Raw genomic sequence first — 17,048 nt, 5'->3', positions numbered from 1 at the left:
CGCCGCCGGGAGTACAAAGCCATGACCAAAAACGCCAAGAAACCCAGCAAATATGTGGCCCGTGAACCGGATGAAAAGGGTTTTATCCACTACACCGATTTGGAGCACGATACCTGGCAGCGCCTGATCGAGCGCCAGCTCAAAGTGATTCCCGGCCGCGCCTGCGACGAATATCTGCGCGGCCTGGAGCTGCTGGATCTGCCCCGTGATCGCATTCCCCAACTGGACGAAATCAGCTCGGTGTTGAAGCGTGAAACCGGCTGGGCAGTGGCACGGGTTCCCGCACTGATCGGGTTCGAAACTTTCTTCCGGTTGTTGGCGGAGCGCAAGTTTCCTGTGGCTACCTTTATCCGTACCCCAGAAGAGTTCGACTACCTGCAAGAACCGGATATCTTTCACGAAATCTTCGGCCACTGCGCCATGCTCACCAATCCGGCGTTCGCCAACTTCACGCAAAAATATGGCCAACTGGGCTTGAAAGCGACCCCTAAAGAACGCGCCTTCCTGGCCCGCCTCTACTGGTTTACGGTGGAATTCGGCCTGCTGCATACCGATAAGGGGCTGCGGATTTACGGTGGCGGAATCCTCTCTTCGCCAAAGGAAACCCTCTACGCCCTCGGCGACGAGCCCGAGCGCTACGACTTCGATGTGCTGGATGCCCTGCGCACCCCCTACCGCATCGATATAGTGCAGCCCATCTACTATGTGCTCAATGATTTGCAACAGCTGCAGCAACTGACCGAGAGCGACTTAATGGCAATGGTGCGGCAGGCCATGGAGCTGGGGCTGTTCGAGCCCCGCTTCCCGCCCAAGGATGCCGCCTGAGCGATAACGATTTGTCTTTCCCCGGGAGCTGGCTTCGGCCACTCCCATCTCAATTTGCCCCCCCCCCAATTGGATACCGCGGCAACATTGCGCTACCGGCACGATCAATCGGAGCCTATCGTTACACCAGTGAGTACCGCGTGAGCCCAGACACCCCCGAGGGGGTACCGGGCGGCGCTGACTCTAAGTAATCGGGTATTTTCACAGGGGTACCGCGCCATTGACGGCGCTGCGAACGTCACTAAGGAATGCACGGCCCCGACTTCTGGGAGCTTAGTGGAACCATGTCCTTACTCGACGCCATTGATCGACAACTTCTTGCCATACTTCAGTCCGATGTCAGCCTCTCTATAGAAGAACTGGCGGACCGTGTGGGGCTGACCAAAACCCCTTGCTGGCGGCGCATACAGAAACTGGAAAAGAGTGGAATTATCCGTCGCAAGGTAGCACTGCTGAATGCCGAAATCCTGGGACTGCCAGTGTCGGTATTCGCACAGGTCAAGGCTGGCCAGCAGACTCCGGAATGGGCTGATTCCTTCGCCGCCCACATGGCAAAACTGCCGGAAGTTGTGGACTGCTACCGCATGGCCGGCGACTATGACTATCTGCTCCGAATTGTGGTCAGGGACATCGCCGCCTATGACCGCTTCTACAAAGAGCTGATCCAGCATGTGGGGATCAGCGATATTGTGTCCAATTTCGCACTGGAGCAAATTAAGAGCACAACGGAACTACCGATACCACCGGTCGAGTAGCGCGCGCCGCTGAGGGGTCCCCCTGCAGCTAACCACCACGGGATAAGAAAGCGCGCGTTCCGGCCCGCCCCACAACGGGGTGCAATGCCCACCGGCAAGGGATGTCTAGTGGCGGAACAAACTCTTTTTCAGTCATTTTTTCTGATCTTCACCGGCGCCGCCATTGTCGCTTCGCTGTTTCTTTACGGGCGACAGCCCTTATTGGTTGCCTACATTGCCCTGGGCGTACTGCTCGGCCCTTCGTGCCTGGCCGTTGTAGGCGACGTCAAGTTATTGGCGGAAATGTCGAGCATCGGCATTGTCTTTTTGCTGTTTCTACTCGGGCTGGAAATGCAGCCAAAAGCCCTGGCTTCCGTATTACGCAAGGTCACGGTGGTAGGTTTGGCCAGCTGTACCCTCTTTCTTGTCCTCGGCTTTGCCATTGGGCGGCTGTTCGGCTTTACCGATATCGAATCCTGGGTAATCGGTATGGCACTGATGTTTTCCAGCACAATTATCGGCATCAAGCTGCTACCCACCACAGTTCTGCACCACAAGTATCTGGGAGAGCTGATGGTTGGCCTGCTACTGTTTCAGGACTTTGCCGCCATCCTCTGCCTGGTGATACTGCTCTCCGGCAGCGCCGGTGCGGTGGATTTTGCACGGCTGATCCTTTCCTTCGCTGCCCTGCCCCTACTGCTCGTTTTGGCCTGGTTATTCGTAAAGTTTCCGCTGCGTCCTCTTTTCGCCCGCTTTGACCGCTTTCACGAGTATGTCTTTTTGCTCGCGCTAGGGTGGTGCATGGGGCTGGCGGAATTGGCGGAAGTACTGGGACTATCGCGGGAAATTGGTGCGTTTATCGCTGGTATTAGCCTCGCTACCAGTTCTATCTCCCAATACATCGCACTCAACCTGAAACCCTTGCGAGACTTTTTTCTGGTCATGTTTTTCTTCAGCCTCGGGGCCCAGTTCAAACTTTCGATGGTGCCGGAAATCGCCCTTCCCGCTCTGGCCACAGCCGCAGCGGTGCTGACGATTAAGCCGCTGGTCTTCCGCTACCTACTGGGCAACCAAAGCGAACAGAAAGTGCTGGCCTGGGACATAGGCTTTCGACTGGGGCAAATCAGCGAATTTTCATTGCTGATTGCCTTCCTCGCTTTTAAACAACAACTGATCGGGAGCGCCGCCTCGCACCTGATCCAGGCCACGGCGATCCTGACCTTTCTGGCCTCTTCTTACATTGTGGTGCTGAATTTCCCCAATCCCATTGCCATCAGGGACGAATTGCGCAGAGACTAGGGATTAAAGAACAGGAGGTAAACCCAACCCGCCGGACCGAAGGTAACCGGCGGGCAGGATAAGCAGCGCTAGGGAACCTCTGATTAATTCGCTTCCCGACGGTAAAAATTCTTTGGAGCTAGATGAGAAGCTCAGGTGATAGGATGGCCATTTCGAAACCGTCGGATACAGGGATGTATCCGACGGAGCTACAGGGAAGTACTCGTGCGTTTTCGAAATGGCCATCCTATTGCCTGAGCGCCACGGAACTAACCAAAGCGTTCACGCGAATTAATCAGAGGTTCCCTAGACCCGCGCTTTGGCCGGTTTTCTGCCATTGCGCAACAGGCCGAAAAACTGCGGAATATCCTTGGCAAACATCAGGTACAGACAAGGCACCAGCAATAGGGAAATGGCGGTCGCCGCCAGTATGCCGTAGCCTAGGGAGATGGCCATTGGAATCATAAATCGCGCCTGTACCGATGTCTCAAAAATCATCGGCATTAAGCCGCAGAAAGTGGTCACCGTAGTGAGGATAATCGGGCGGAATCGGCGTGCTGCAGCCTGTTTGATTGCGTTAGTGATATCGACACCCTGCTCCCGCAAACGGTTGCCGTATTCAATCATCACCAGCGTATCGTTAATCACCACACCGGCCAGCGCCACCATCCCCAGCAGGCTCACCATGCTCAGGCCATAGCCCATCACCAGGTGTCCCAGTAGTGCGCCAATAACGCCAAAGGGAATCGCTACCATCACGGTCAGAGGCTGGATATAGCTCTTCAGAGGAACAGCCAGCAAGAGGTAGAGTGCGGCGATCGTCAGAGAGAAGGTCAAGCCCAGTGAGGCGAGTCCCTCGCGCTCGTCCGCCTGGCGCCCCTCATAGGAAATCGTGAGCCCCGCGAACTCCGCCTGCAGCTGAGGCACCACACTGCGGTTTAGTTCATTGATGACCAATGCGGCCTGATCCGGCGGATCCACATTGGCGGTGACCGTCATTACCCTGCGCCCCTCGCGCCGGCTGATGGTGGCATAGGCGCGGCCCTTATCCACTTCGACAAGGTCCGGCAGCGGCAGCCACAGGCCATTGCCAGCACGGATCATAATGCTGGACACATCATCCAGGGATACTCGCTCCTCCTCGGGCAGGCGTACCATCACTTTGACTTGATCGCGGCCGCGCTGCTGACGCATCGCCTCGGCGCCGTACAGGGAGGCCCGCAACTGCCGCCCGATATCCTCCGCGCTAAGTCCCAGGCTCTTGGCAGTTTCGGTGAGTGTCAGATCCAGTTGCTGCTTGCCCAGGGAAATACCCGCATCGATATCGCTCACTGCGGGAAAGGCTTCCAGCTCCCGTGCCAGCCGCTGTGCCGCCTCTTCGAGTACATTTGTATCCGTGTGGCGCAACTCCACTGTCAGCGCGGCGCCCGCACCGGGCCCACCGCGGTCGGCGGCAAAGCTGGAACTGAGCGCACCGGGCACGATCCCCACCTCGCGGCGCCAATCGCGCACGAATTCTCCGGTGGTGAAATCCCGCTGATCCGAAGGCACCAGATAAACATCCACCACCACCGAGTTATCCCGGACAAGTCCGCGCATTCCGAGAAATACCTTGTCGCGCTCCCTCTGCGCCAGCACCCGGTCCGCTGCGGCCATAATCTGGCTGCGCGCCCTGTTCAGCTGTTGCTCGGCGATACCCGGAGGAAAAGTGACCTCAACCCGGCCGGAATCCCGTTCCACCTTGGGCATAAGGGTAAAGCCCATGCGCCCGCTGGCGGCGTAGCCGCCCACCACCAGCAAAACAGCGATCGCCACAGCGATTGAGGTGTAGCGGTGGCGCACACACAAATCCAGTAACGGCTTGAAGCGCATCTCGACAAAGCGGTCCAATCCCCGCGCAATTAGCTTTTGTCGCGCCGCGACACGGCGCGCCCAGCCTTTGCGGTAACCACGGCGGGAATAGGCCAAGTGCGCCGGAAGAATAAACAGAGCTTCCACCCAGGAGATCACGAACACGGAACCGACTACCAGGGGGATGACACCGAATATCTTGCCCATAAAGCCGGGCAAATACATGAGGGGAATAAAGGCGACAATATTGGTGAGAATCGCAAAGGTCAGCGGCACCGCCACTTGGCGCGCGCCCGCGATGGCCGCCTGCAGGTTACTGTAACCGCGGCTGCGCCATTCGTGAATGTTTTCACCGGCAATGATCGCGTCATCGACCACAATTCCCAACGCGATGATGAAGGCGAACATACTGACCATATTCACCGAGATACCCATCCCCGGTAAAAACAGCAGCGCGCCGAGAAAACTGGTGGGAATACCCAGCGTCACCCAGAAGGCCAGGCGCAGCTCGAGAAAGGCTCCGAGCACGACAAACACCAGCAGCAAACCGACAAAAGCGTTTTTCAGCAGCAGCGATAAACGCTCCTTGAACACCAGTGAATCGTCATCGCGGATGGTCACGTGCACGCCCGGCGGCAGTGTGCTTTCCAACTCCGCCAGCACTTCGCGTACAGCCTCGCTGACACTCATCGGCGTTTGATCGCCGATCCGATATACGTCAATACCTACCGCCGGTTGGCCGTTGTAGAGCATATTGCGCGGCTCATCCACCAGCGCGTCGCGAATGCGCGCAATATCCCGCAGGTAGACAGCGCCACCCCCGGAGCCCTGGGCCACAACAATATCACCGAACTGCCGCGCCCAGTCGCGCCGCTCGGTGACCCGGACCAGAATCTCCCCCCCCTCATCCGATTTGACGCCGCCGGCCGGCACATCCACCGCGGCATTGCCCACCAGCTGCGCGACCTCCGGCAGCGAGAGACCGTAGCGGCGCAAATCGTCGCGCTTCACTTCGATGGCCACCTCGAAATCGCGTACACCGGAGGCCTCGAGCTGGGTAATATCCGGGTGCGCTTCCAGCTTGTCGTACACCTGCATGGCAACATCGCGCAGGGTGCGGTCATCGAGATGTCCGTGGACCACCAGATCCATCACATCCCGCTTGCGTTCGGCGAGGCTGACCTGAGGGCGCTCGATATCGGATGGAAACGTGGTCACCCGATCTATCGCCTGCTGCACATCCTGGTAAACCTGGTTGGCATTGGCGTCCTCCTCCAGCTCCAGGGTCAGGCTGGCGCTGCCTTCGGAGGCGTTACCACGCATTTCCTTGATGCCGACGATTCCCTGTACCGCCTGTTCAGCGGCCACCAACACGCCTCTTTCCACCTCCGCGGGGCTGGCCCCTGGGTAAGAGATGCTCACTGTGACGGTGTCCAGGCTGAACTCGGGGAAGACCTCTTTCTTAATGGTGAGAGAGAAAAGCAAACCGCCGAGGATAAACACCAGCATCAACAAATTGGCGGTGACGTGATTGTGCGTCATCCAGGCGATAGCGCCGGTGCGGGTATCCACCGGAGATTTGGAGAGCTTGGCCTGATTCATTCCCCCCTCCTTCCCTGCGGCGGCATCTGTCTCTGCCGGGGCTCACCTTCCGCTCCAGGCGCACGCATACCTAGCGCCTCCGGGCGCTGCACGGGCTCCTCACCGGCAACCCTGACCGGCATGCCGCTGGTCACCGTGGTTAGGCGCGTGGTCACCAGCCGCTCCCCGCCGCGGAGGCCGCTGGCGAGCACCGCGTAGTCATCACTTAGGTACTCGATATTTACCGGCCGTATCTGGATGCGGTTGCCTTGAACTATCCACACCACATCTCCATCCTGCACGGCGGTCAGCGGTACCCGTACCCTATCGGACGTTGTACGCGCGGTGATTTCCACCTGGGCAAGATCATTGAGCAGCAGTTGCGGCTGGGATGGATCATCGATCGCCAGCGGATCCTTCAGTTCCACCAGCACCCGCGCCAGTCTGCCCTGCTCCTCCAGCACCGGGATGGCACGCACGAAGTCGCCCTGCCGATACTGGTCCTCCGGCCACTGGCTGCCGCGGATACGCACTTCGGTGTCCGGGCTGCTGACATACCGCAAGCGGGATGCCGGCACTTCCACCTCGATCTGAAAACGCTCGGCGCCGGCTAGGGTATAGAGCTCCGTGCCCGGGGCCACGCGGTCCCCCACATCCACACTGCGGCTCACCAGCAGAGCGGTAAAGGGAGAGGTGATGCGGGTGAGGCGCAGATCCCGCTCGGCCAGGCGCACCTGAGCTTCCGCCGAATCCACCCGCGCCCTGGCTGCCGCCAGTTGCGGCTCGCGCAGCACTAGGGCCCGGTCAGCCTCCGGCAAGGTGGCCCCCAATAAGGCGTACTCCTCCTGTGCCACCGCCCGCTGGCCCTCTTCCTGCTGCAGTTCGGCGCGGCGCTCGGCCAGTGTGCTACGCGCTGTTTGCAGGGCGAGTTGGTAGGGCTCGGCTTCAATGCGCAGCAACGGTTGACCCCGCTCCAGGGTTGAGCCCGGTCCCAGTCCGTAATCGATCCACTCCACACGGCCTTCCACCTGCGGCTGCAGTTCTACCGTTTCCCTTGCGGTAACCAGCCCGAGCCCCGTGACCGTCAAAGGAAACTGTCCCCGCTCGGCCACCACTGTGTCCACCGTGGGCGGCGGCGTCTTGCGATCGCCGCGGCTCATGGTGGGCTTATCCCGCAACAACCAGCTGGCGATCAATACCGCCAGCAGAATCAGCGCGATGGGCAGGGCAAAATTCCAGTTCAACCGTTTCAACTGCTTAAGCATCTAGTTCCCCCGTCCGGTACAGCTCCAACTCCACCGGCTCCGCCGCGGGCAGGTCTTCCCACGGAAGACCGCCGGAGAGCGCGCGATAGAGCGTTACCCGGTTTTCCAACAGTTCTCGCTGGGCGGTCAGTATCTGCCGCGCCAGACTTTGTTGTGAATTAGTGGCGGTCAACACATTGAGGAAATCCACCGTACCGCGGGCATAGTTGCGCCGCTGGCGTTCCACAATCATGTCCGCCAGCCGCTCGCGCTCGCGCAGATGACGCAAGCGGTCGAGCACCGCCTGCTCGCGGATAAGAGCCTGCTCCACTTCGGAAAGGGCCTGAATCACGGTGCCGCGGTAAAGGGCCCAGCGCTCCTGCAGTGCCGCATCCGCCTGTTCCTGAGCAGCGGCCAACTGCCCTCCGTCGAAGATCACGCCTTCGACGGCGGCAGTGAGCGTCAGAAGCCAGTCGTCGACGATATCCGAGATGGCCGGGCCACCGCCCGAGGCCACGGCGGACAAGCTGATCACCGGCAGGCGGTCCGCCCAGGCCTGCTCCGCCGAGTAGTAGTCCGCGAGCAGTTCGCGCTGGGCTTGTTGCACATCCGGGCGACGCAACAGAAGGCGTCCAGGCACACCTGTGTCCGGAAGCGCGGGCATAGATGGCATTCCCGGAGCGGTTTGTACCAAAGGCTCGAGCCGCTGAACACTGATACCCAGCAGGGCCGCCAACTGCACTTTGAGCGTCTCTATATCCGCCTCTGCCTGCTGCAGCTCCTGCTCGGATTGCTGTACCAGCTGACGCTGCTGCAGCACGTCAGCGGCGGCGGAAACACCGCGGCCAAAACGCATCTCCAAGACCTGCAGTGTCTGTCGGTTGATTTCCAGCTGCTGCGCCAAAAGATCCCGCTGTCCCCACTGTTCACGCAGCTCCAACCAGGCAATGGATACTTCCGCGGCAAGGCTGAGTGCGGCAGTCTGTAGATTCTGCTCCTGGGCCAGGTAGTCCGCTTCGGCGGCCTTACTGCCGGCGCGCACCCTGCCCCAGAGGTCCACCTCATAGCTGGCCGCCAGACGCCCGCTCCAGGTGTTGCCCTCATTCTCACTGCCCTCGAAATCAAAGTCACCATCCGCGCGACGCTGCTCCGTGTTCTCCAGTCTGCCAGTCAGCCGCGGCCAAAACCCCGCGCGCGCGCCGCGCGCGGCGGCGGCCGACTGTTGCAGTCGCCACAGAGTGGCCTGAAGGTCAGGGCTGTCTTGTAGTGCTAGCAGTACCAGTCGATCCATCTGCGGATCATTGAAGCTCCGCCACCAGCGTATTTCGGCCATTTCAGTGCCGGAAGCGCGGAAGGTATCAGGCAGGCCAAGACTCTCTTTTGCCAAGTCCGGAGGCAGAGTCGGGGAGGCACAAGCGGTGAGTAGCGGCAGACAAAGCGCAATTAACCGATGAAATCGCAAAGATATACCACCAAATTATCTGTATTAGTGTGGATCTTGGAAAATTTTTGCGCTTATTATCGGAAACACCCCTGCGCCCGCAAGGTAATTTACGGTTGTTTACGTTTCGGGGGGTGAGGCTTGAGACAATCCGGCCGTGCCGAGTGGCCTCTACTTAGGTATGATGCGCCACACTAAACTGAACGGTCACACAGCGGCCGCAATCAAGTTGGAAGTAGACGAGAAATACAATGAGTAAACATCAGCCCCTGGCCCACTGGGACGACATTCTCCTGCTGGACCGCCAGCTCACCGACGAAGAGCGCATGGTGCGCGACACCGCGCGCGAATACTGCCAAACCAAACTCATGCCCCGTGTCCTGGAGGCCAATCGCCACGAAATCTTTGACCGCGAAATCATGCGCGAGATGGGCGAGTTGGGTCTGCTGGGTTCGACCATTGAGGGCTACGGCTGCGCGGGCCTGAACTATGTTTCCTACGGCCTTGTGGCCCGCGAAGTGGAACGGGTGGATTCCGGCTATCGCTCTGCTATGAGCGTACAGTCCAGCTTGGTGATGTACCCCATCTCGGCCTACGGCTCCGAAGAACAAAAAGAAAAGTACCTGCCCAAGCTGGCTACCGGTGAATGGGTCGGGTGTTTCGGACTCACTGAACCGGACGCTGGCTCCGACCCAGGCGGCATGAAGACTCGCGCCAAGAAAGTCGACGGCGGCTATCGTCTGACCGGTTCGAAAATGTGGATCACCAACAGTCCCATCGCCGATGTATTCGTAGTCTGGGCCAAGGACGACGAGGACGTCATCCGCGGCTTTATTCTCGAAAAAGGCATGGAGGGGCTGTCCGCACCGAAGATTGAAGGAAAGTTCTCTCTCCGCGCATCCATCACCGGCGAAATCGTGATGGATAATGTGTTTGTACCGGAAGAAAACAAGTTCCCGGAAATCGGCGGCCTGCGCGGCCCCTTCGGCTGCCTGAATCGAGCCCGCTACGGCATTTCCTGGGGCGCCATGGGCGCGGCGGAATTCTGCTGGCACGCGGCTCGCCAGTACGGGCTGGACCGCAAACAGTTCAACCGCCCTCTGGCACAAACCCAGCTGTTCCAGAAAAAGCTCGCCGATATGCAAACGGAAATTGCCCTAGGCCTGCAAGGTTCCCTGCGCGTTGGTCGCATCATGGATGAAGACAAACACTTTGACCCCACCATGATCTCCCTGGTCAAGCGCAACAACTGCGGCAAAGCACTGGAAATCGCCCGCGTGGCTCGCGACATGCACGGCGGTAACGGCATCGCCGACGAATTCCATGTAATCCGCCACGTGATGAACCTGGAAGCGGTCAACACCTACGAAGGAACCCACGACGTCCACGCACTGATTCTCGGACGCGCACAGACGGGCCTGCAGGCGTTTTGCTGACATCTGGGCGCAAACCCGAGGCTCCGCTCGGAGGGCAACCGGACTACCGGGGGCCATCCGAGCCTTTCCATGCCCGTTATGGACGTAAACAGCTGTGGACTCGTATGCGCCGCCTCCGTAAATTCCCACCTGTGCGGCCTTGCGCCACATACAAACGCCGTCGCCACCCCGGAAACCAAAACTTATGGAACAATTGCTCCACTGGTTCGACCTAATCGGCATCGTGGTCTTCGCCTTCACTGGCGTGCTGGCCGCCGGGCACAAACAGATGGACCTGTTCGGAGCAGTGGTGCTCGCCTGCGTTACGGCCACTGGCGGCGGCACCACCCGGGACATGATTCTGAATATTCCAGTATTCTGGCTGCAGGATACGCACTATCTGTGGATCGCCGCAGTCACTGGTGTAATCAGTTTTTACCTGATCCGCTATTTACAGGTCCCCATGCGCCTTCTCATGGTTGCCGATGCCATGGGGTTGGCGGTCTTCGTCGTTATCGGGACCCAAAAAGTACTGGAGCTCGGCCACTCCCCGACAATTGCCATTGTCATGGGGGTAATGACCGGTACCTTTGGCGGTCTGATCCGCGATATCCTTGCAGGCGATATCCCGCTTCTGCTGCGCCGAGAGATCTATGCCACTGCCGCGCTGGCCGGTGCTGCCACACTGGTGCTGCTGCGAGCCAGCGGCAAGGTGCCCGGCGAAGCGGTAGTGGCCACGGCAGTCTTGGTAACTCTGGCGATACGCCTGGCGGCATTGCGCTGGAATCTGTCCGCGCCCATCGCGCGATTCGGCAACAAATGAACGGCATGCAGTTTTTTACGAATTTCCCGGCGGAGAACCGCTTCCGCGCTGCGAATATTACTCTTCTTATCATCTGCCTCCTGCTCGCCGCCTGCGACCGGGAGTTGGCTCAGGATCAGGCCGTGTCCCCTGCCCGCCTGATTCCCAAGGCCTGCTGGTTTGAAACCGATGACAGCTGGCCGGAAAGCCAGTGCTTCATGATGGAGGTACCGGAAAATTACGCCCAGCCGGCGGACCGCACAATTCGCTTTCCAGTGGTACGTTTTCTCGCCCCGGAGCGCGACCCCGACAAACTACCCCTGCTGCATCTGGGCGCTGGCGGCCCCGGCGCCAGCCTCGGGCTGGAGCCGGAAAACGCCAGCGAGTGGCTGTGGATCAACTACGCCGCAATGACCGTCGACAACGGCCGCGACCTGATCGTAATGGACCCACGAGGTACCGGCATGGCCCAACCGCGGCTCACCTGCGATGAATTTATCCAGGACGCCGATACTGCATACCGGCAGAATTTGTCACCGGACGAGGAAGCGAGGGTATTCACCTTCAGCATGGAACGCTGCTACAGCCGCCTGTCGAAAATCGCCGACCTGACACAGTACAACAGTGCCACCGTGGCCCGGGACGTAGAGGAGTTGCGCAAACAACTGGGGCTGGAGAAACTCAACCTCTACGGGGTCTCCTACGCCTCCCGCTACGCCCTCACCCTCGCCCGCGACTACCCGGATTCCGTGCGCGCCCTGGTACTCAACAGCGCCGTGTTCCCGGACATCAAATATACCCAGCAGCTGGCCGATGACGCACTGGCTGCCTACGAACGGGGTTTGCGCTACTGCAGCGAAAACAAAACCTGTAACAGCCGCTATCCCAATCTCAAGCAGAGACTGGAAAACCTGGTGCAGTCGCTGGATGAAAATCCGCTTACCGTAACCGTCAAACACCGATTCAGCGACAGTGAATACCCCTTTGTGCTTAACGGACAAAGGCTGTTGCGGGTACTGTTTCAAGCTCTGTACGATGAAAACTTCTACAGCGACCTCCCCCAACTGATCGAGGCCCTGGAAAACCGCGAAGAGGAGCCGGCCCGCGCGGCTGTCGCCAGCTTTATGGAGATACTGCTCGACCCCTATTTCGGTGACGCAGCTGGCATCAGTCACTTCTGCTATGAAGAAGCCCCCTTTGTGGACTTCGACAAAGCCCGCGCCAGTGCGGCGGAAAGCGGCATTCTGGGTGGTGCCGTGCGCAGCGACATCGATCTGATTCAAATGCAGTGCCGTATCTGGGCCATCCCCTCCGCATCGCTACGAGAATCCCAACCGGTGGAGACATCATTGCCGGTGCTGGTGATGCACGGCGCACTGGACCCAGTGCTCCGCGCGGACGATGCCGACAAAGCGCGGCGCAAACTAGCCAATCACCAATGGCTGCTATTCCCGCAACTGGCGCACGATGTCGTATCCGCCAGTAACTGCGCAGAGCAGGCCGCGGCCCGCTTTCTCGACAACCCTCGAGAACCCCAGCGGGAAACAGTCCTGGTCTGCCGCGAGGAAGAGCTCGCGGGTCAGCGCTCCGCGAACGGCGCCTGGTCTGTGCCCGCCGTGGACGGCCAGGCGGAGTGAAGCGCGAATGCCGCGCGTTTTGCGGTTCAGATAAAAAAGATCAAAGACAACTACAGCAACACGATGAGTATGGACACAAAGGAAGTGATCGAGGTCCGGGAACTGGCGGAGATAGCGCCATCCTCTAAAGTGGTGATCCTAGACTGCCGCTACGACTTGGCCGATCCCGAGGCCGGTGCCAGAGACTATGCCAAGGGGCACATTCCGGGAGCGCATTACGCCAGCCTGCACCGGGACCTCTCGGGTCCCAAGGCCCGCTATGGCGGCCGCCACCCGATGCCCAGCGCGGAAGACTTTCAGCGCTTCGCCCGCGCCCTAGGCATTGAACGCGACTCTCTGGTGGTGTTATACGACGATCACCGCCTGGCCTTCGCAGCCCGCGCTTGGTTTCTGTTCCACTACTTTGGCCACAATCGCATCGCGATATTGAACGGCGGGCTGAACGCCTGGCGAAATGCCGACCTGCCCCTGCAACACACGGTCCCTGCCCGACCTGACGACGGCGACTTTACCGCGATTCCACGCCAGGAAATTCTGTTGGATCACGGGCGTATATTCAGCGCCCTCGACAACCCGCCCTGGCAATTGATTGACGCCCGCGATCCCCGGCGCTTTGCCGGTATCGAAGAGCCGATTGATCCGATCGCGGGTCATATCCCAACTGCCATCAATAAACCCTGGCAGGGAGTGACCCGGAAAGACGGCAGCCTAAAGAGCCGCTCCGAGCTGCGGAAACACTGGCAGGATATTCCCGCCGACGATCAATTGGTGAACTACTGCGGCTCCGGTGTCACGGCCTGCGTAAACTACTTCTCGCTATATCTGATCGGCCGCACAGATGCCCTACTCTACCCAGGCAGCTGGAGCGATTGGTGCGCACATATGCTCTATCCGCAAACCGAACAATCGGAGTAATCCAGCACTGTACGCACCTATAGTCAGTCATCAGCGAAGCAAGCAGGCACCGGTGCCCGCCAGGCCACAGTAGCCATCCGGATTCTTCGCCAAGTATTGCTGGTGGTCTTCCTCCGCATAATAAAAAACAGGCGCTTCTGCGATCTCAGTTGTGATGGCGCCTAACCCTTTCTCTTCCAGCGCTTGTTGGAACAGCGCTTCCGAGGCCTGCGCTGCCGCCAGCTGTGCATCGCCAAAGCAATAGATACAAGAGCGGTACTGTGTGCCCAGATCATTGCCCTGACGCATGCCCTGGGTCGGGTCATGCTCTTCCCAAAATCTCCGCAACAATTCCTCGTAGGAAACTTTGTGCGGATCGAAGACGACTAGCACCACTTCGGCATGACCGGTACCTCCGCTGCATACCTCCCGGTAATTGGGGTTGGGCGTACTTCCGCCCGCGTAGCCCGCTGCCGTGCTGTAGACACCCTCTATCTGCCAGAAAAGCCGCTCGGCTCCCCAAAAGCAACCCATGCCGAAAATCGCTTTTTCCAACCCCGCTGGAAAAGGCTCCTTCATTGTATGCCCATTCACATAGTGCACGCCGCTGATGGGCATCGGCTGGTCTCGGCCGGGTAGAGCTTCTTCCGGACTGGGAATGGTGAATTTGTCGTATTGCATTGCGTTTCCTGTCTACAGCGTTAGCGAGGTCCGGCCACAAAAACCGCGCACCTCAAATGTTAAAGGTCCCCACCTGCGATCAACAGACAACCACTGGCCTTCATCGGTCGGGTTACCGCCCAGTCAATAAAATCGGCGCCCAGTCTTTCCTGCGCGCGCGCCCCCAGGCGCAGAAACGGAGAGCGCCCGGGGTCCGCCAGAATCACTTTTCGGACACCGGACTGTAACGCACGCCGGGTCAGGTTGTACAAGGGATTCTCCAGCTGATCCCAAAAACAGATATCGGTGCCGATCAATACATCAAAGTTTGCCAGATCCACCCGCGTGACTCGCTCATAGCGGCAGCGCCAGGTTTTTACTTGAACACCATTGAGCTCCGCGTGATATTCCACAAAGGGAAAAACACTCGGATCTGCATCCAGCCCGGTGACATCCGCCTGGAAATGTTTCGCGCAAAATATCCCGCCGAGCCCCCAACCGCAGCCTAGATCCAGTACCCGTGTGCCCTTTTTTAATGGATTTTTCTTCAGATAATCCATCATCAGACAGCTGCTCTTCCAAAATTTGTTGCCATGCAGTGCCGGCTCCCCGGCCTGCCGCCGCAGTCTGCGCATATCCGGATGGGCATTCTGACGGATGGTGAGCCCGAACAAGCGCCGACTGTATTTTATTTGTGTCATAACTTGGCAGTGACTCCTCACAGAAAGAGATCAGATGATAGTTAAGGGGGTCTGATGATCGCGTAAAGTCCCCGCTGGGCGGGATGCACTTGTTTCCGGATTTAAGGAACCTCTGATTAATTCGCGTGGACACTATGGTAGCTTCCGGGGCGCTCAGGCAATAGGACGGACATTTCGAAAACGCACGAGCACTTCCCTGTAGCTCCGACGGATACATCCCTGTATCCGACGGTTTCGAAATGCCCGTCCTATCACCTGAGCTTCACGTCCGCTCCCGAAGCGCCTCTGCCACCAGAAAGTGACTTAATCAGAGGTTCCTTAAATTAAGGCTTTGCGGCCAAATGTTCATTCCATTGCCTGAGCGCCCCGAGAGCAACTACAGCACTGCTAAGAATTAATCAATAGTTCCTCAATGCCCCAACACAGAGATTCCAGCGATCAAATCCGCTCAATTTTATCTTTTGGCGAACAAAGCTTCATCTGTCGCGAAATACGCGTCGCGCAGAACAAGAAACTGTTCACCGCGCCTTTACGGCAGCTCTTTTGTCGCGGGGAAGTACCGGCTGGCGGCTTCAACATTGGTTATGCGGCATTCCACCTTCCACACATCGATGATCTACCCTATAGGACGCGGATAAAAAATTGTCCGTACAACACAACAGGGAAGTGGTATAGAGCAAAATGCGCAGATGTATATGGATTATCCCCGCCTGTGGCGGCCTGCTGTTTTCAGGGATCGGCAAGGCCCTGCCCCTATATGAATCCGATCTGGTATCCCTTCACATCAACGGCTACCTGACGGCTCATCAAATCAATATCGACGGTAACACGGAACTGATCGACGGCGCCTCGCGGCTCAGTTTAAAACTGGAGACGCCCGCGTACGATCAATGGAATGTCGGGTTCTTTCTCGAGTGGGGCCTTCTGGCCGTTTCCCCCGATCAGGAAATCGTCATATCCGGTGACCAGCAGGCGGAATCCGGCGAGATCGCAGACCCGCTCTACATCCGTCACGGCAACGCGTTTGCGCAACATGACTTTTGGGGCGACTTCCGTGTCGGCAAGCAGTGGTCGGTTTACTACGACATCGCCTATATCACCGATTGGTACAACGTATCGGGCGCACTCGCCAGCGGTGCCTTTGCCTTGGGGGGAGATGGCGGCGTCACCGGTACTGGGCGTGCCGACGCGGCTCTCACTTGGCGCAAACGCTGGAAAGGTTTCGGCGGCGAGTTTCAAATAGGCCTACAGTACGCCGCGCACGCGGGAAAACTGGACTATATGGTGCAAGATGCCAGGGGACCGGACACACTGCTCGTATGCCCGACAGATGACTGCGAGTACGGCATTTCACGCGGCGCCTCCCTAACCTACACGGTGGATATCGGCGATGGGCTGTTTCTCGGCACTGCGTACAACCGGGTGAACCTGGATCTCTTTACGGAAGATGGCATGCTGTTCGATATTTCCGACCCGGCCTTTCCTGTACTGATCCGCGACGACGAAGAAATTAACGAAAGCGGAAATGATTTCGCCTTTATCGGCGGTATCGCCTACGGTAAGGGCCCCCTGGAAGAAGGGCTGTATGCCGCCTTTAACTGGCACCGCTCCCACAACAATGAAATCGCCCCGCCGAACTCAACCATGGGTGTCCTCAATTTTTTCAACGCGATCGGCTCTGAGTCCTACGTCAGCTGGACCTGGGGCGCCTTGAACTGCTACTCCATCTACGGTGGACACAACCTACTGAAATCCTATGACGACGACGAGTTTGAAGAGGGGCTGGTGACAGGGGATAAATACCGCCTGGCCAAGTACTTCCTGGGATTTAACTACAAGTGGAATTCCCACGTACGCCTCTATATCGAAGGAGGTATAGACGACAGTAACCGGGTGGCGGAATCCTCCGGTGACTTTATCGCGGCGGGCGTAAGGGTCGACATCTGATAAGCTAGCGGACCGGAGTTCGACGCAAGAGGATTGAC

General features: G+C 58.6%; 13 protein-coding genes. 8 read left to right on the top strand and 5 right to left on the bottom strand.

The genetic code is table 11. The features are described from left to right. The first annotated feature begins 21 nt into the window (after positions 1 to 21). The 3 genes from phhA (at position 22) to A3224_RS07455 (ending at position 2,858) form a co-directional block, all read left to right on the top strand. Positions 22 to 825, top strand: coding sequence for a phenylalanine 4-monooxygenase (gene phhA, locus A3224_RS07465; protein ID WP_067157657.1), 804 nt, complete (start codon positions 22 to 24; stop codon positions 823 to 825). A gap of 284 nt (positions 826 to 1,109) precedes the next feature. Next, on the top strand, positions 1,110 to 1,580 hold the full coding sequence (locus A3224_RS07460; RefSeq protein WP_067153057.1) for an Lrp/AsnC family transcriptional regulator: 471 nt from the start codon (positions 1,110 to 1,112) through the stop codon (positions 1,578 to 1,580). A 108-nt stretch (positions 1,581 to 1,688) separates the two neighbouring features. Next, complete coding sequence (locus A3224_RS07455; RefSeq protein WP_231902494.1) at positions 1,689 to 2,858, top strand: cation:proton antiporter; 1,170 nt, start codon at positions 1,689 to 1,691, stop codon at positions 2,856 to 2,858. Between the two features lie 285 nt (positions 2,859 to 3,143). Here the strand turns inward: A3224_RS07455 and A3224_RS07450 are convergent, their stop codons facing one another. Genes A3224_RS07450 through A3224_RS07440 form a run of 3 tightly spaced genes read right to left on the bottom strand, consistent with a single transcriptional unit; the run spans position 3,144 to position 8,975 of the window. After that, entirely contained in the window at positions 3,144 to 6,290 is a 3,147-nt protein-coding gene (locus A3224_RS07450) for an efflux RND transporter permease subunit (protein WP_067153052.1), read from the bottom strand. Then, positions 6,287 to 7,534, bottom strand: a complete 1,248-nt coding sequence (locus A3224_RS07445; protein WP_067153050.1) for an efflux RND transporter periplasmic adaptor subunit — start codon at positions 7,532 to 7,534, stop codon at positions 6,287 to 6,289. Before A3224_RS07445 ends, A3224_RS07450 begins: the two co-directional genes overlap by 4 nt. After that, positions 7,527 to 8,975, bottom strand: a complete 1,449-nt coding sequence (locus tag A3224_RS07440) for an efflux transporter outer membrane subunit (RefSeq protein WP_067153048.1) — start codon at positions 8,973 to 8,975, stop codon at positions 7,527 to 7,529. The genes A3224_RS07445 and A3224_RS07440 overlap by 8 nt, the downstream gene beginning before the upstream one ends. A gap of 230 nt (positions 8,976 to 9,205) precedes the next feature. Between A3224_RS07440 and A3224_RS07435 the strand changes: the two genes are divergently transcribed. The 4 genes from A3224_RS07435 to A3224_RS07420 all read left to right on the top strand — a co-directional run bounded on the left by A3224_RS07435 (position 9,206) and on the right by A3224_RS07420 (position 13,723). Then, positions 9,206 to 10,390: an acyl-CoA dehydrogenase gene (locus A3224_RS07435; RefSeq protein WP_067153046.1), complete on the top strand. Its 1,185-nt coding sequence runs from the start codon at positions 9,206 to 9,208 to the stop codon at positions 10,388 to 10,390. 184 nt (positions 10,391 to 10,574) lie between these two features. Next, entirely contained in the window at positions 10,575 to 11,192 is a 618-nt protein-coding gene (locus A3224_RS07430; RefSeq protein WP_067153044.1) for a trimeric intracellular cation channel family protein, read from the top strand. Between the two features lie 5 nt (positions 11,193 to 11,197). Continuing rightward, positions 11,198 to 12,808, top strand: coding sequence for an alpha/beta hydrolase (locus A3224_RS07425; protein WP_082817601.1), 1,611 nt, complete (start codon positions 11,198 to 11,200; stop codon positions 12,806 to 12,808). Positions 12,809 to 12,871: 63 nt separating this feature from the next. Next, positions 12,872 to 13,723 (top strand): sulfurtransferase, encoded by an 852-nt coding sequence (locus A3224_RS07420; RefSeq protein WP_231902493.1) that lies wholly within the window; start codon positions 12,872 to 12,874, stop codon positions 13,721 to 13,723. A 30-nt stretch (positions 13,724 to 13,753) separates the two neighbouring features. Here the strand turns inward: A3224_RS07420 and msrA are convergent, their stop codons facing one another. Together msrA and A3224_RS07410 are read right to left on the bottom strand one after the other, a co-directional pair. Continuing rightward, complete coding sequence (msrA, locus tag A3224_RS07415; RefSeq protein ID WP_067153040.1) at positions 13,754 to 14,383, bottom strand: peptide-methionine (S)-S-oxide reductase MsrA; 630 nt, start codon at positions 14,381 to 14,383, stop codon at positions 13,754 to 13,756. 59 nt (positions 14,384 to 14,442) lie between these two features. After that, positions 14,443 to 15,063: a class I SAM-dependent methyltransferase gene (locus A3224_RS07410; protein ID WP_067153038.1), complete on the bottom strand. Its 621-nt coding sequence runs from the start codon at positions 15,061 to 15,063 to the stop codon at positions 14,443 to 14,445. A 681-nt stretch (positions 15,064 to 15,744) separates the two neighbouring features. On the opposite strand from A3224_RS07410, the gene A3224_RS07405 reads away from it, so the two are divergent. Beyond that, the gene (locus A3224_RS07405) at positions 15,745 to 17,010 is read left to right on the top strand and encodes a porin family protein (protein ID WP_067153036.1); all 1,266 of its coding nucleotides are present in this window, start codon (positions 15,745 to 15,747) and stop codon (positions 17,008 to 17,010) included. Positions 17,011 to 17,048: the final 38 nt, after the last annotated feature.

Source organism: Microbulbifer thermotolerans, assembly GCF_001617625.1.
In the GTDB taxonomy this organism is placed as follows: domain Bacteria; phylum Pseudomonadota; class Gammaproteobacteria; order Pseudomonadales; family Cellvibrionaceae; genus Microbulbifer; species Microbulbifer thermotolerans.
Note: the sequence above shows the minus strand (reverse complement) of the source record. Positions and strands in the feature narration are given on the sequence as shown.

What these genes read in the sequence shown, in the direction of transcription:
- A3224_RS07460 (WP_067153057.1), top strand. Translation starts at nt 1,110, where the DNA reads ATGTCCTTACTCGACGCCATTGATCGACAACTTCTTGCCATACTTCAG.
- A3224_RS07405 (WP_067153036.1), top strand. Translation starts at nt 15,745, where the DNA reads ATGCGCAGATGTATATGGATTATCCCCGCCTGTGGCGGCCTGCTGTTT.
- A3224_RS07430 (WP_067153044.1), top strand. Translation starts at nt 10,575, where the DNA reads ATGGAACAATTGCTCCACTGGTTCGACCTAATCGGCATCGTGGTCTTC.
- A3224_RS07450 (WP_067153052.1), bottom strand. Translation starts at nt 6,290, where the DNA reads ATGAATCAGGCCAAGCTCTCCAAATCTCCGGTGGATACCCGCACCGGC.
- A3224_RS07445 (WP_067153050.1), bottom strand. Translation starts at nt 7,534, where the DNA reads ATGCTTAAGCAGTTGAAACGGTTGAACTGGAATTTTGCCCTGCCCATC.
- A3224_RS07435 (WP_067153046.1), top strand. Translation starts at nt 9,206, where the DNA reads ATGAGTAAACATCAGCCCCTGGCCCACTGGGACGACATTCTCCTGCTG.
- A3224_RS07420 (WP_231902493.1), top strand. Translation starts at nt 12,872, where the DNA reads ATGAGTATGGACACAAAGGAAGTGATCGAGGTCCGGGAACTGGCGGAG.
- A3224_RS07425 (WP_082817601.1), top strand. Translation starts at nt 11,198, where the DNA reads ATGCAGTTTTTTACGAATTTCCCGGCGGAGAACCGCTTCCGCGCTGCG.
- A3224_RS07410 (WP_067153038.1), bottom strand. Translation starts at nt 15,063, where the DNA reads ATGACACAAATAAAATACAGTCGGCGCTTGTTCGGGCTCACCATCCGT.
- msrA (WP_067153040.1), bottom strand. Translation starts at nt 14,383, where the DNA reads ATGCAATACGACAAATTCACCATTCCCAGTCCGGAAGAAGCTCTACCC.
- phhA (WP_067157657.1), top strand. Translation starts at nt 22, where the DNA reads ATGACCAAAAACGCCAAGAAACCCAGCAAATATGTGGCCCGTGAACCG.